10 protein-coding genes and 1 tRNA gene are annotated in these 13,412 nt (G+C 69.9%); 4 read left to right on the top strand and 7 right to left on the bottom strand.

Features of this window, described 5'->3' with window-relative positions:
* Nucleotides 1–71: 71 nt before the first annotated feature.
* A tRNA-Leu gene (locus tag QFZ74_RS07700) sits at nucleotides 72–155 on the bottom strand.
* Nucleotides 156–261: 106 nt separating this feature from the next.
* On the opposite strand from QFZ74_RS07700, the gene QFZ74_RS07695 reads away from it, so the two are divergent.
* The gene (locus QFZ74_RS07695) at nucleotides 262–918 is read left to right on the top strand and encodes an ANTAR domain-containing response regulator (protein ID WP_307620037.1); all 657 of its coding nucleotides are present in this window, start codon (nucleotides 262–264) and stop codon (nucleotides 916–918) included.
* Between the two features lie 76 nt (nucleotides 919–994).
* Here the strand turns inward: QFZ74_RS07695 and QFZ74_RS07690 are convergent, their stop codons facing one another.
* The 6 genes from QFZ74_RS07690 to QFZ74_RS07665 all read right to left on the bottom strand — a co-directional run bounded on the left by QFZ74_RS07690 (nucleotide 995) and on the right by QFZ74_RS07665 (nucleotide 7,833).
* Nucleotides 995–1,711: an ABC transporter ATP-binding protein gene (locus tag QFZ74_RS07690; protein ID WP_307620036.1), complete on the bottom strand. Its 717-nt coding sequence runs from the start codon at nucleotides 1,709–1,711 to the stop codon at nucleotides 995–997.
* Nucleotides 1,708–2,637, bottom strand: a complete 930-nt coding sequence (locus tag QFZ74_RS07685; protein WP_307624071.1) for an ABC transporter ATP-binding protein — start codon at nucleotides 2,635–2,637, stop codon at nucleotides 1,708–1,710. The genes QFZ74_RS07690 and QFZ74_RS07685 overlap by 4 nt, the downstream gene beginning before the upstream one ends.
* Nucleotides 2,638–2,645: 8 nt before the next feature.
* Complete coding sequence (locus tag QFZ74_RS07680) at nucleotides 2,646–4,481, bottom strand: branched-chain amino acid ABC transporter permease (protein ID WP_307624070.1); 1,836 nt, start codon at nucleotides 4,479–4,481, stop codon at nucleotides 2,646–2,648.
* Between the two features lie 5 nt (nucleotides 4,482–4,486).
* A complete protein-coding gene (locus QFZ74_RS07675; RefSeq protein ID WP_307620035.1) occupies nucleotides 4,487–5,416 on the bottom strand; it encodes a branched-chain amino acid ABC transporter permease in 930 nt (309 codons plus the stop codon).
* Between the two features lie 101 nt (nucleotides 5,417–5,517).
* On the bottom strand, nucleotides 5,518–6,729 hold the full coding sequence (locus QFZ74_RS07670; protein ID WP_307624069.1) for a branched-chain amino acid ABC transporter substrate-binding protein: 1,212 nt from the start codon (nucleotides 6,727–6,729) through the stop codon (nucleotides 5,518–5,520).
* A gap of 639 nt (nucleotides 6,730–7,368) precedes the next feature.
* Nucleotides 7,369–7,833 carry a hotdog fold thioesterase gene (locus tag QFZ74_RS07665; protein ID WP_307620034.1) on the bottom strand — a complete coding sequence of 155 codons (465 nt, stop codon included), beginning with the start codon at nucleotides 7,831–7,833 and terminating at the stop codon, nucleotides 7,369–7,371.
* Nucleotides 7,834–8,004: 171 nt separating this feature from the next.
* Between QFZ74_RS07665 and polA the strand changes: the two genes are divergently transcribed.
* From polA to QFZ74_RS07650, 3 genes are all read left to right on the top strand, one after another.
* The gene (gene polA, locus QFZ74_RS07660; protein WP_307620033.1) at nucleotides 8,005–10,734 is read left to right on the top strand and encodes a DNA polymerase I; all 2,730 of its coding nucleotides are present in this window, start codon (nucleotides 8,005–8,007) and stop codon (nucleotides 10,732–10,734) included.
* A 165-nt stretch (nucleotides 10,735–10,899) separates the two neighbouring features.
* The gene (locus tag QFZ74_RS07655) at nucleotides 10,900–11,295 is read left to right on the top strand and encodes a hypothetical protein (RefSeq protein WP_307620032.1); all 396 of its coding nucleotides are present in this window, start codon (nucleotides 10,900–10,902) and stop codon (nucleotides 11,293–11,295) included.
* A 338-nt stretch (nucleotides 11,296–11,633) separates the two neighbouring features.
* On the top strand, nucleotides 11,634–13,394 hold the full coding sequence (locus tag QFZ74_RS07650; RefSeq protein WP_307620031.1) for a lytic transglycosylase domain-containing protein: 1,761 nt from the start codon (nucleotides 11,634–11,636) through the stop codon (nucleotides 13,392–13,394).
* Nucleotides 13,395–13,412 lie beyond the last annotated feature (18 nt).

Below are 13,412 nucleotides of genomic sequence, written 5' to 3'. Positions count from 1 at the left end.
GATCGCCGACGGCCATATGCAGCAAAAAGCGGAGGACCATGCGAACGTGGTCCTCCGCTTTCCGTTCTGAGTGCCCGGTGTGGGATTCGAACCCACATGCCCTAAGGCACGGTGGTTTGAGCACCGCGAGTCTAACCAGATTCCTCCAACCGGGCAGGTCGTGGAACTGCATGGCAGTGTACCGGTTCACTGGAGGCTGCTGCAGCTAGGTAGGCTCTGTGGTTAGCGCAGCACCCGCCCGGCCCGTATCAAGGAGCCCCTGTGACCGCCCCCGAGTCGCCCCAGCCCACAGACGTGCCCGACGACGACAAGTCGCACGTGCCTCCGCTGACGACCCGCGTCGTCATCGCGGAGGACGAGGCGCTGATCCGGCTCGATCTGAAAGAGATGCTGGAGGAGGAGGGGTACACCGTCGTCGGCGAGGCCGGTGACGGGGAGCAGGCCGTGGAACTCGCCCGCGAGCACCGGCCCGACCTGGTGATCCTCGACGTGAAGATGCCCAAGCTCGACGGCATCTCCGCGGCCGAGAAGATCGCCGAGGAGTCCATCGCCCCGGTCCTCATGCTCACCGCCTTCTCGCAGCGCGACCTCGTCGAGCGGGCGAGGGACGCCGGTGCGATGGCGTACCTGGTGAAGCCGTTCAGCAAGAGCGACGTCGTGCCGGCGATCGAGATGGCCGTGTCCCGCTTCACCGAGCTGCGGGAGCTGGAGAAGGAGGTCGCCGACCTCTCCCAGCGCCTGGAGACCCGCAAGCTGGTGGACCGCGCGAAGTCCATTCTCCAGACGGAGTACGGGCTGTCCGAGCCGGCCGCGTTCCGGTGGATCCAGAAGACGTCGATGGACCGGCGGATGTCGATGCAGCAGGTCGCCGAGGCGGTCATCGCGGACAGCCAGGAGAAGAAGTCCGCCAAGGGCTGAGCAACAGTCGTACGGGAGAGGCCCGCGCCCCTGGATCCAGGGGCGCGGGCCTCTCCCATATACGGCGTCTACGGCATCAGTCCTCGCCGAGGTACGCCTTGCGTACCGACTCGTCGTGCAGCAGGTCCTGTCCGCTGCCGGAGAGGGCGATGGTGCCGACCTCCATGACGTGGCCCTGGTCGGCGAGCGAGAGGGCGGCCTGGGCGTTCTGCTCGACGAGCAGGATGGTGGTGCCCTGGGACTTCAGCTCGGCGATGGTGGCCATGATCTTCTGCATCATGATCGGCGAGAGGCCCATGGAGGGTTCGTCGAGCATGAGCAGCTTGGGCCGGGACATCAGGGCGCGGCCCATGGCGAGCATCTGCTGCTCGCCGCCGGAGAGGGTGCCGGCGGCCTGCTTGCGGCGTTCTCCGAGGATGGGGAAGAGGTCGTAGGCCCGTTGGATGTCCTTCTCGATGCCTTCCTTGTCCTTGCGGAGGAAGGCGCCGAGCTGGAGGTTCTCGGTGATGGTGAGGCGGGGGAAGATGTGCCGGCCTTCGGGGGAGTGGGCGAGGCCGAGGGCGACGATCTTGTGGGCGGGTACGCCGCTGAGCGGTTTGCCGTCGAAGAGGATCTTCCCGGAGGTGGGCTTGAGCAGTCCGGAGAGGGTGCGCAGGGTGGTCGTCTTGCCGGCGCCGTTGGTGCCGATGAGGGTGACGACCTGGCCGGCCTCGACGCTGAACGAGATGCCCTTGACGGCTTCGATCTTGCCGTAGGCGACCCGGAGGTCCTCGACCTCGAGGAGTGCGGTCACGGGGTCTCTCCCTTGGTGGTGCCGGTGGTGCTCTCCGCGTCGGTGGATTCGGCGTCGGATTCGGCTTCGGCGTCGGCGCTCTCGGTCTCCGTGGAAGCCTCGGCTGTCGCCGCCGCTTCGGCCGCCTCGACCTCCTGGACCTCGGCCTCGCCGGGGTCGCCCTCGAAGGGCTCGCCGAGGTAGGCGGCGACGACGCGTTCGTCGGCCTGGACGACCTCGGAGGTGCCCTCGACGAGCTTCTCGCCCTGGACGAGGACGGCGACGCGGTCGCACAGGTTGAAGATGAAGCGCATGTCGTGCTCGATGACGAGGACGGCGATGCCCTTGTCGCGGATGGCGAAGACGAGTTCCTCGGTGGCGCGGGTCTCCTGGGGGTTCATGCCGGCGGTGGGTTCGTCCAGCAGGAGCAGTCCGGGTTCGCTCGCGAGCGCGCGGGCGATTTCCAGCTTGCGCTGTTCGCCGTAGGGCAGGTTGCGGGCGAGGTGGTCGCGCTTGTGGTCGAGGCCGATGAACTCGAGGAGTTCCATGGCGCGTTCTTCGCTGGCCTTTTCGGCCTTCTTGAAGCCGGGGCCGCGCAGGAGGGCGGACCAGAGGCCTTCCTTGGTGCGGGTGTGGCGGCCGACGAGGACGTTCTCGAGGACCGTCATGTTGGCGAAGAGGCGGATGTTCTGGAAGGTGCGGGCGATGCCGGCCTGGGTGACGAGGTGGGGCTTGGGCGGCAGGACGGTGCCCTTGTAGGCGACGGTGCCTTCGGTGGGGGTGTAGAGCCCGGTGAGGCAGTTGAAGAAGGTGGTCTTGCCGGCGCCGTTGGGGCCGATGAGGCCGACGATCTCGCCGCTGTTGACGGTGAAGTCGACGGAGCGTACGGCGGTGAGTCCGCCGAAGCGCATGGTGACGTCGCGGGCTTCGAGTACGGGTGTGGTCATGGTGGTGGTCACGCCCCCGCCTTGGTGACGGACGTGATGGACGACGGTTCGTCGGTCAGCGTCGCTTGTTCTGGGATGTCGAGTTGGCCGGTCTCGTGGAATTCGAGTTGGCGGCGGCGGTTGGCGATGATGCCCTCGGGGCGGAAGCGCATGAGGAGGACGAGGGCGATGCCGAAGGCGAGGAGTTCGTAGTTCTGGAGGAACTGGAGCTTCTCGGGGATGAGGTAGAGCAGGCTGGCGCCGAGGAGGGGGCCGCTGACGGTGCCCATGCCGCCGAGGACGACGGCGGCGAGGAGGAAGGCGGAGTTGGGCGGGGCGGCGCCGGCGAACTGGTAGGGCTGCGGGTTCACGCTGTAGTTGACGTGAGCCATGACCGTGCCGGCGAGTCCTGCGAGGGAGGCACCGAGGGCGAAGGCGATGAGTTTGACGCGGAAGCCGTTGATGCCCATGGCGGTGGCGGCGGTCTCGTCCTCGCGGATGGCGATCCAGGAGCGGCCGATGCGGGAGTCGGCGGCGCGGGTGAAGACGAGGACGACGATGGCCGTGACGATGAGCATGAGGAACAGGTAGTTGGCGAATCGGCCGAGGGTGAATCCGGCGATGTCGTGGGAGTCGCCGAGGTTGAGTCCGAAGAGCTCGATGTCGGGGATCCGGGAGATGCCGTTGGGGCCGTTGGTGAGGTTGGGTCCGGAGTCGCCGTCGAGGTTGTTGACGGTGATGCGGAAGATCTCTCCGAAGCCGAGGGTGACGATGGCGAGGTAGTCGCCGCGCAGGCGCAGGGTGGGTGCGCCGATGAGGACGCCGAAGACGAGGGAGGCGCCCATGCCGGTGAGGGCGGCGGCCCAGAAGGGGAACTGGACGCCGGCGAAGCGGGAGAACTCGGAGCCGGAGACGAGGGCGGCGGCGTAGGCGCCGACGCCGAGGAAGGCGACGTATCCGAGGTCGAGGAGGCCGGTGAGGCCGACGACGATGTTCAGGCCGAGGGCGACGGTGGCGAAGATGAGGATGCTGACGCCGAGGTTGGCGTTGTGGTCGTTGCTCTGGGTGAAGGGGAAGACCGCGGCGGCGGCGAAGGCGAGGCCGGCGGCGAATCCCTTGTGCCGGGCGCAGATGGCCGCGTAGCGGTCGAGGAGTCCGGCGTGGATGAGGGCGATGGTGCCGAAGACGATGAGGATCAGGTAGCCGATGAAGGTTTCGCTGGCGTCGTCGTCGATGCCGATGCCGTAGGTGAAGACGACGAGGGCGAGGGCGGTGGCGATGGCGATGGTGAGGCGTTCGGCCCAGGCGCGGGGCGTCGTGGTGGCCTTGGGTGTTGTGGGCTTGGCGAGCCGCAGGTAGCGGTATGCGCGGTAGTAAATGCCGAGCATGCGGTGTGCGGCCCAGCTCGACTTGCGCTGGGAGTCGGCGGTGTGCCGGTCGAGGGGCAGGCCGAGTGCGCCGCCGGCGAGGATGAGGGCGGCGACGGCGGCGATGTATCCGCCGGGTTCGAGGTTGGCGAGGCCGCCGAGGTCGACGGCGATGGCGATGATGGTGAACCAGACGACGGCGAAGGTGCCGAGGGAGATGAGTGCGAGGGGGTTGTTGCTGCGGCTGGGGGTGAGCCGGTCCAGGCCGGGGACGCCGTAGGCGGCGAGGGCGAGGACGAGGGCGAGGACCGCGCCGATGAGGGTGATGACCTGGAGGCCCGCGGGGTAGCCGTAGATGGTGAGGTCGCCGGGAAAGGCTGCGGTCCATGTCCATGCGAGGAAGGTGGACGCGAGGGTGAGGACGGCGCCTGCGGTGGCCAGCGCGCGTGCGAGGGCTGCGGGCAGCGGGATGACGGGGGTGGTCTCGATGTCGGTCATGCTGCTCACGCCCTGTCCGCGACGCGTTCGCCGAGCAGGCCTTGTGGCCTGAAGAGGAGTACGAGGATGAGCAGGACGAAGGCCCAGACGGCGGCCCAGCCCTGTCCGCCGAGCTGCTGCATGCCGGGGACGTCGGCGATGTAGGCGGTGGCCATGGCTTCGGCGAGGCCGAGGACGAGGCCGCCGAGCATGGCGCCGTAGATGTTGCCGATGCCGCCGAGGACGGCGGCGGTGAAGGCCTTGAGGCCGGCGATGAAGCCCATGTCGTAGGCGATGGAGCCGTACTTGAGGCCGTAGGAGACGCCGGCGACGGCGGCGAAGAGGCCGCCGATGGCGAAGGCGATGACGATGATGCGGTTGGTGTCGATGCCCATGAGCTGTGCGGTGTCCGGGTCCTGGGCGGTGGCCTGCATGGCGCGGCCGGTGCGGGAGAGGCGGACGAAGAGGGCGAGGACGGCCATGCACAGGGGGGCGGCGACGAGGAGGAAGAGGTCGCCGCTCTGGATGGTGATGTGGCCGAGATGGAAGGGGCCGACGGGGAGCTGGGGGAAGACGCGGGCGGACTTGGCGTCGGGGTACCAGTTGAAGACGGCCTGCTGGAGGGCGAGGGAGAGGCCGATGGCGGTGATGAGGGGGGCGAGGCGTGGTGCGCCGCGCAGTGGCCGGTAGGCGAAGCGTTCGGCGCCGACGGCGATGAGCACGGCGACGAGTGCTCCGCCGATGAGCATGGCTGGTAGGGCAATCCACATGGATATGCCGTCCGGCAGGGCGAGGTAGACCGTGAGTGCGCCGAAGCCTCCGGTCATGAAGATCTCGCCGTGGGCGAAGTTGATGAGCTGGACGATGCCGTACACCATCGTGTAGCCGATGGCGATCAGGCCGTACATCGAGCCGAGGAACAGCCCGTTGGCCAGCTGCTGCGGCAGGGTGTTCACCGCATGGCCTCCATGTGGTGGGGAGTAACAGGGGTCTGGGGTAGAACAGGGGCCGCGCGGAGACGGTGGTCTGTGCCGCGCGGCCCGGGGTGGTGCGAGGGTCAGTTCTTGGGCTCGAAGGTGCCGCTCTTGACGGACTTCCACTCGCCCTTGGTGACCTGGTAGACCGTCAGCTGCTTGTTGGTGGTGTCGCCGAACTCGTCGAACGAGATCTTTCCGGAGATGCCCTCGAAGGACGTCTTCTGGATGGCGTCGGTGACCTGGGCGCGGGCGTCGCTGGGGACCTTGCCGTCCTTCACGACCTGGCCGACGGCCTTGATGATGGCGGTGGCGGCGTCGTAGGAGTAGCTGCCGTAGGTGCCGTAGTCGCCGGGGTACTTCTTGGCCTTGTAGGCGGCGACGAAGTCCTTGGCGGCGGGCAGGGTGTCGACGGGGACGCCGATGGAGGTGACGAGGTCGCCCTCGGAGGCCTTGCCTGCGGTCTTGATGAAGGTCGGGGTGAACATGCCGTCGCCGCCGAACAGCGGGATCTTGACGCCGCCGTCCTTGAGCTGCTTGGTCAGGACCTGGGACTCGTCGTACTGGCCGCCGTAGTAGAGGATGTCGGCCTTCGAGTTCTTGATCTTGGTGACGAGGGTGGAGAAGTCGCGGTCGCCGACGCTGACGTGGTCGGTGCCGACGATCTTGCCGCCCTGCTTGGCGAACTGCTGCTTGAAGATCTTGGAGAGGCCGGCGCCGTAGGTCTGCTTGTCGTCGACGACGAAGGCCTTCTTCTTCTTGAGGCCGTTGAAGGCGTAGTCCGCGGCGAACCCGCCCTGGTAGGCGTCGGTGGTGGCGGTGCGGAAGTACGTCTTGTACGGGCGGACCTTCTTGGTCTGCCAGTCCTTGCCCTGGGTGAGCTCGGGGTTGGTGTTGGACGGCGAGATCTCCACCAGGTTGGCGGTGGCGAAGACCTGCTGCATCTGCGTGGCCACACCGGAGTTGAGCGGGCCGATGGTGCCGAGGACGTCGTTGTCCGCGACGAGCTGGCTGGCGTTCTGCTGGCCGGTGGCGGGCAGCGCCTTGTCGTCGAGGGCCTTGATCTTGAAGGTGACGCCGGGGACGGTCTTGTTCTTGTTGGCGTCGTCGACGGCGATCTGCGCGCCGTACTGGATGCCGAGGCCGGTGGCCGAGTTCTGGCCGGTGAGCGGGGCGTCGACGCCGATGACGACGGTGGTGTTGCCGCTGTCACCGCTCTTGCCGTCGTCGTTGCGGGAGCCGCAGGCGGTGAGAGTCAGAGCTCCGGTGGTGAGGACGGAGGTAAGAATCACCAGTGAACGCTGTCGCACAATCAGTCCTTTCCGCAGGCACGCCCTTCCCCACGGGGGACAGCGGGTGCCGCGCCGGTACCGAACTCCTGATGGAGCGGTGACTGGCCGTGACTCTAAGGCCGGTACGAGGGCCGGGACATCGGCGTGGACCGGCTTGTGACGTTCTTGTTATGACCCTTCGGGCGGCGAGCTGCGTGCCTGACGTGGGAGGGGCGTTGACGGGTCCGGTGGAAATCGTGCCGGGCCCGCGTGTCGAGAACGCGCACTTCCGGTTGGCAGTTGGCGTTGCGGCGGGCGCGCCGCGGGGCGCGGGTGAGGGGCGGAGTGCGGGAGGGGTAGAGGTCGGCGCGGTGGGGGAGACGCGTCTGCGGTGTGGATGACGTGTGAGTTACGGAGTGTGACATCGGTGTGCGCAGGTGGCGCGGAGGCGGCGGTGCGGTGGCCGAAGGTTCCGGTGCACAACTTCCGGGAAAGGAGGGGGCGTTGGTTCGGCCAATGTGCCGCGGGGTACGCCGGTCCCGGTCAGGCCCCGAGGCCGGTGGACGGTCGGGCAACTCCGCTCAGCTATAGAAACGCTGACGGCCCGGCGTACGCGCTGGGGGGCGTACGCCGGGCCGGTCGTCCGGTGAGGGGGCGCGGAGGTCAGCCCGCCGAGGGGGTCTCGCGGAGCAGGCAGGTGAGCCGGGCGCTGCACACGCGGCGGCCCTGTTCGTCGCTGATGACGATCTCGTACGTCGCGGTCGAGCGGCCCCGGTGGACGGGGGTGGCGACGCCGGTGACCATGCCCGACCGCGCGCCGCGGTGGTGGGTGCAGTTGAGGTCGACGCCGACCGCGATCTTCGAGGGGCCGCCGTGGAGCATCGAGCCGATCGAGCCGAGGGTCTCGGCGAGCACGGCGGAGGCGCCGCCGTGCAGCAGTCCGTAGGGCTGGGTGTTGCCCTCCACGGGCATCGTCCCGACGACCTTGTCCGCGGAGGCCTCGATGATCTGGACGCCCATGCGCGTGCCGAGGTGGCCGGCGGAGAACAGTGCGGGCAGGTCGACGCCGAGCGCGGCGTACTCGTCGATGACCTCCTGCGGGAACTTCACGTGCTGCTGCTCACCCATGGGGCCGGGCTCCGTTCGTCGTCGGGTCGTCGTGGTCGGGCCGATGTACACCCGACTGAGCAAACGCTCAGTCGGGCGGCGATTGTTCCAGACGGACGCTGACCGGCCCGGCGGCCAGGGCCCGTCGCGACGCGTTCGGGGATGTCAGTGGGGCGTGGCAGGATCGGGGGCGTGGCAGAGACAGCATCGAAGAAGACCGACAAGACCCCGGGCGGCGGCCGTCCCCGGCTGATGCTCATGGATGGGCACTCGCTGGCCTACCGCGCGTTCTTCGCGCTGCCCGCGGAGAACTTCACGACCGCGACGGGCCAGCCGACGAACGCGATCTACGGTTTCGCGTCGATGCTGGCCAACACGCTGCGTGACGAGGCGCCCACGCACTTCGCGGTGGCGTTCGACGTCTCCCGCAAGACGTGGCGCTCGCAGGAGTTCACGGAGTACAAGGCGAACCGCTCCAAGACGCCGGACGAGTTCAAGGGCCAGGTCGAGCTGATCGGCGAGCTGCTCGACGCCATGCACGCCCAGCGTTTCGCGGTCGACGGCTTCGAGGCGGACGACGTCATCGCCACGCTCGCCACGCAGGCCGAGGCCGAGGGCTTCGAGGTGCTGATCGTCACCGGCGACCGCGACTCCTTCCAGCTGGTCTCCGAGCACACGACGGTGCTGTACCCGACGAAGGGCGTCTCCGAGCTGACCCGGTTCACCCCGGAGAAGGTCTTCGAGAAGTACGGATTGACGCCCGCCCAGTACCCCGACTTCGCGGCGCTGCGCGGTGACCCGTCCGACAACCTCCCCGGCATCCCGGGCGTCGGCGAGAAGACGGCCGCGAAGTGGATCAACCAGTTCGGTTCGTTCGCGGAGCTGGTGGAGCGCGTCGAGGAGGTCAAGGGCAAGGCCGGTCAGAACCTGCGCGACCACCTGGAGGCGGTCAAGCTCAACCGGCGGCTGACCGAGCTGGAGCGCCAGGTGGAGCTGGAGAAGACGGTCGCCGACCTGGAGCGGGCGCCGTACGACCGCAAGAGCGTCGCGATGATCCTGGACACCCTGGAGATCCGCAACCCCTCGCTGCGCGAGCGGCTCTTCGCCGTCGACCCCGGCGCCGAGGAGGCGGAGACCACCCCGGTCGCGGTCGACGGCGTGGAGCTGGACGGCAGGCAGCTCGGCACGGGCGAGCTGGCCGGCTGGCTCGCCGAGCACGGCACGGGGACGCTGGGCGTCGCCACCGTGGACAGCTGGGCGCGCGGTGCCGGCTCGGTCGCCGAGGTCGCGCTGGCCGCGGCCGACGGGGCGGCCGCCTGGTTCGACCCGGCCGAGCTGGACGAGGCCGACGAGAACGCCTTCGCGGCGTGGCTGGCCGACGCGGACCGGCCCAAGGTCTTCCACAACGCCAAGGGCGCCATGCGCGTCTTCGCGGAGCACGGCTGGACCATCGAGGGCGTCGGCATGGACACGGCGCTCGCCGCGTACCTGGTGAAGCCGGGCCGCCGCTCCTTCGACCTGGACGCGCTGTCCATGGAGTACCTGCACCGCGAGCTGGCCCCCGCCGCCGCGGCCGACGGCCAGCTCGCCTTCGGCGCGGACGACGGCGCCGAGGCCGAGGCCCTGATGATCAAGGCCCGTGCCATCCTCGACCTGGGCGAGGCCTTCGAGGGGCGCCTGGAGGAGGTCGGCGCCGCGGGCCTCCTGCGCGACGTCGAACTGCCGACGTCCGCGCTGCTGGCCCGCATGGAGCGCCACGGCATCGCCGCCGACCGCGCCCATCTGGAGGCGATGGAGCAGACGTTCGCGGCCGCCGTGCAGCAGGCCGTGAAGGAGGCGCACGCGGCGGCCGGGCACGAGTTCAACCTGGGCTCGCCCAAGCAGCTCCAGGAGGTCCTCTTCGGCGAGCTGGCGCTGCCCAGGACGAAGAAGACGAAGACCGGCTACACCACCGACGCCGACGCGCTGGCCTGGCTCGCGACCCAGACCGACAGCGAACTGCCGGTGATCATGCTCCGCCACCGTGAGCAGGCGAAGCTGCGCGTCACGGTCGAGGGTCTGATCAAGACGATCGCGGGCGGCGACGACCGCATCCACACCACCTTCAACCAGACGGTGGCCGCGACCGGCCGGCTGTCCTCCACGGACCCGAACCTCCAGAACATCCCGGTCCGCACCGACGAGGGCCGCGCGATCCGCCGCGGCTTCGTGGTCGGTGAGGGCTTCGAGTCCCTGATGACCGCCGACTACAGCCAGATCGAGCTGCGCGTGATGGCCCACCTCTCCGAGGACGAGGGCCTGATCGAGGCGTTCAACTCCGGCGAGGACCTGCACACCACGGTCGCCTCGCAGGTGTTCGGCGTCGAGCGCTCCGCCGTGGACGCGGAGATGCGCCGCAAGATCAAGGCGATGTCGTACGGCCTGGCGTACGGCCTGTCGGCCTTCGGTCTCTCCCAGCAGCTGAACATCGAGGCCGCCGAGGCGCGTGCCCTGATGGACACCTACTTCGAGCGCTTCGGCGGGGTACGGGACTATCTGCGCCGGGCCGTCGACGAGGCGCGGGCCACGGGCTACACGGCGACGCTCTTCGGGCGCCGCCGCTACCTGCCCGATCTCAACAGCGACAACCGCCAGCGCCGCGAGGCGGCCGAGCGCATGGCCCTGAACGCGCCGATCCAGGGCACGGCGGCCGACATCGTCAAGATCGCCATGCTCAACGTCGACCGGGCCCTGCGCGAGGCGAAGCTCACCTCCCGCATGCTCCTCCAGGTCCACGACGAAATCGTCCTGGAGATCGCCCCCGGCGAGCGCGAGCGGGTCGAGGAACTCGTCCGCCACGAGATGGCCCACGCCGTCGACCTCCGCGCCCCGCTGGACGTCTCGGTCGGCGTGGGCCGCGACTGGGAATCGGCCGCCCACTGAGCCTGCGGCGGCTGAAGCGGAAGGGGGGCGTTGCGGCACGGGGTGCCGCAGCGCCCCGTTCTTCGGGCAGGCCGGAAAGTTCCGGCCGGCAACCCCCGGAGGGCCCGTCACTCACGTGGCCCCCGTCAGAACGCCCCGTCCACCCCCGGCGGTCAGGATGCGGGCATGGGTATACGCATGCTCCACCGCAGGACGGCGCACCCGTGGACCACGGCATGGGCGGACGCCGCCGCGGCCCCGTCGATGCGGCCTCCGCTGGTCCTGGCCCTCGCGGCCGACGCAAGCACCGCCCGTATCCCGACCGACCTGGCCGCGGTCATGCGCACCGCCGTGACGGATCTCCGGCGGCGGTTCAGGCGCCGTCTGCGCCGGCCCGGCCCGGCCGCCGCCTGGCGGCAGTGGGCCGACCTTCTGCGCGGCTACCTCGCGCTGCTGCTCACCCTGCTGCCCAGACCGCGCCCGTCGCGCACCGTCACCGTCTTCGTGGCGACCCTCACCGAGCGACCGGGCAGCGCGGCCCAGCGCCGCGCCCGGCGGCGGCGGCCGGACGCCGGCCTCTGAGCCCACCGACGTACGCCGACCCTCAGCAGTGGCCCGCCGCCCCGACAGCGGCGGCATCCCCACCACTTCGCAGGCCAACGCAGCCCCTCCGGTGACGACATGTGGCCAACACGGGGACATCGGGCGGCAATGCATGTCCGCGCAAAGCAAGTTGTCGTAGGGTCACCTGAGGTCGCCGGCCGCGGGGTTCGGTCGACCGCGCCGGGTCAGCTCGTACAAGGACAGCCTCGTACAGGGACAGCGGGGGGCAACCAGAACAGAGGCTCAACCGTCACACCACCACGGCGAGGCAGGCAGACAGAGAAGGACGCGTGGGCGTCCACGGGAGGGTGCACTCAATGGCGGCGCAATTCGGCAGACGGCTCCGCAAGGGGGCGGTGACGACCGCGGTGGCGGCGGCAGCGGTGGCGGCCCTGTCCGCGTCGCAGGCCCCGGGCGCGGCGGTGGGTCACAACGAGGCCTCCGCGGGCGCCTCCAGTCCCTCGCCGGGATCCGGTTCCGACGGCAGCGCCACCGGCAACTCGCCGTACTACACGGACCTTCCGCCGCTCCACAGCCCCGCCCCCGACCCCTCGTCGGGCCCCGGCGGCCCTGGTACCCAGGGCGGCAGCGAGGCGAACATCCCCGCCACCGTCCTCGGCGCCTACAAGAAGGCCGCGACCGAGCTGCGCGACGCCAAGCCGGGCTGCAACCTGCCCTGGGAACTCCTCGCCGCCATCGGCAACGTCGAGTCGGGCCACGCCCGGGGCGGCCGCGTCGACGCGTCGGGCACCACGCCCGACCCGATCCTCGGCCCCGAGCTCGACGGTAACGGCTTCGCGCTCATCAAGGACACCGACCACGGCGCGTACGACGGCAACGGCAGGTACGACCGGGCCGTCGGCCCCATGCAGTTCATCCCGTCCACCTGGGCGTGGGCCGGCCGCGACGGCAACGGCGACGGCAAGAAGGACCCCAACAACGTCTACGACGCCGCCCTCGCCACCGGTCACTACCTGTGCCGCAACGGCTGGGACCTGTCCGTCCAGAGCGACCTGCACCACGCGATCCTCAGCTACAACAACTCGCAGGACTACCTGAACACGGTCCTCAGGTGGCTGGAGTACTACCGCGAGGGCGCCCGTTCCGTCCCCGACGGCACCGGCACCGTGCCCGTCAACCGCAGCGACGACCACGCGCGCGTGACCCCGTCGCCGTCGCCGACGCAGCCGGACAACAACCACAACCACCACCGCGACTCCGGCGACGGGAAGCCCGCCAACCCGTCGAGCCCGCCCACTCCGGGCTCGCCGAGCACTCCCGGCAAGCCCGCTCCCGGCACGCCGACCCCCTCGCCCACGCCCACCGAGACGGTGGACCACCTGGAGGACGCGGGCACCGCCAAGCTCACCGCGATGGCCGGGGACGCGTTCACCAAGCGGATCAGTACGCGCGCCGAGACCGCGGACGGCAAGCCCGTCGGCAAGGTCAGGATCCGCTTCGCCGTCGTCGGGGACACGGACGCCGTCTTCACCGGCGGCGAGAGCGTCGCCACGGTCGTCACCGACGCCGGCGGTACCGCGGTCGCCCCCGCACTCCACGCGGGCGAGAAGACCGGCGACTTCACGGTCCGCGCCACCGTCGTGGGCCGCTCGGTCCGCGGCCTCGACTACACGGCCACCGTCACCCCGCACGCCGCCGACACCCTCGCCCGCACCGGCGACACCGCGTTCACCTGCGGCCCGGGCGGCGAGTTCGCCGACCAGGTCGAGGTGAAGGCGACGTACAAGGGCACGGCCGCGGACAAGGTCGCGGCCACCGCCACGCTCATCAAGTCGGCCGACGACACCACCGCGAACGACAAGGGCCCCTACTTCAAGGACGCCGACGGCAAGCCCGTGCGCGCCCTGACCGGCCTCACGACGGACGCCGACGGCAAGCTCACACTGCCGAAGCTGTACGCCGACGACACCACCGGCACGTTCCTGCTCCGCATCGCCGCCACCGGCGGCGCGACCCTGACCGTGGAGCTGAAGGTCGCCGCGGCCGACGCCTCGGCCAGTCCCTCGCCGAGCCCCTCGACGGCCGACCCGTCGCCGAGCCAGTCCCCGACGCCGTAACGACCGCCGGGACACCGG

It is taken from the genome of Streptomyces sp. V3I7 (assembly GCF_030817495.1).
Taxonomy (GTDB): domain Bacteria; phylum Actinomycetota; class Actinomycetes; order Streptomycetales; family Streptomycetaceae; genus Streptomyces.
This window is presented reverse-complemented; position numbering and strand designations above follow the sequence as displayed.

What these genes read in the sequence shown, in the direction of transcription:
- QFZ74_RS07680 (WP_307624070.1), bottom strand. Translation starts at nt 4,481, where the DNA reads ATGACCGACATCGAGACCACCCCCGTCATCCCGCTGCCCGCAGCCCTC.
- QFZ74_RS07665 (WP_307620034.1), bottom strand. Translation starts at nt 7,833, where the DNA reads ATGGGTGAGCAGCAGCACGTGAAGTTCCCGCAGGAGGTCATCGACGAG.
- QFZ74_RS07655 (WP_307620032.1), top strand. Translation starts at nt 10,900, where the DNA reads ATGGGTATACGCATGCTCCACCGCAGGACGGCGCACCCGTGGACCACG.
- QFZ74_RS07685 (WP_307624071.1), bottom strand. Translation starts at nt 2,637, where the DNA reads ATGACCACACCCGTACTCGAAGCCCGCGACGTCACCATGCGCTTCGGC.
- QFZ74_RS07650 (WP_307620031.1), top strand. Translation starts at nt 11,634, where the DNA reads ATGGCGGCGCAATTCGGCAGACGGCTCCGCAAGGGGGCGGTGACGACC.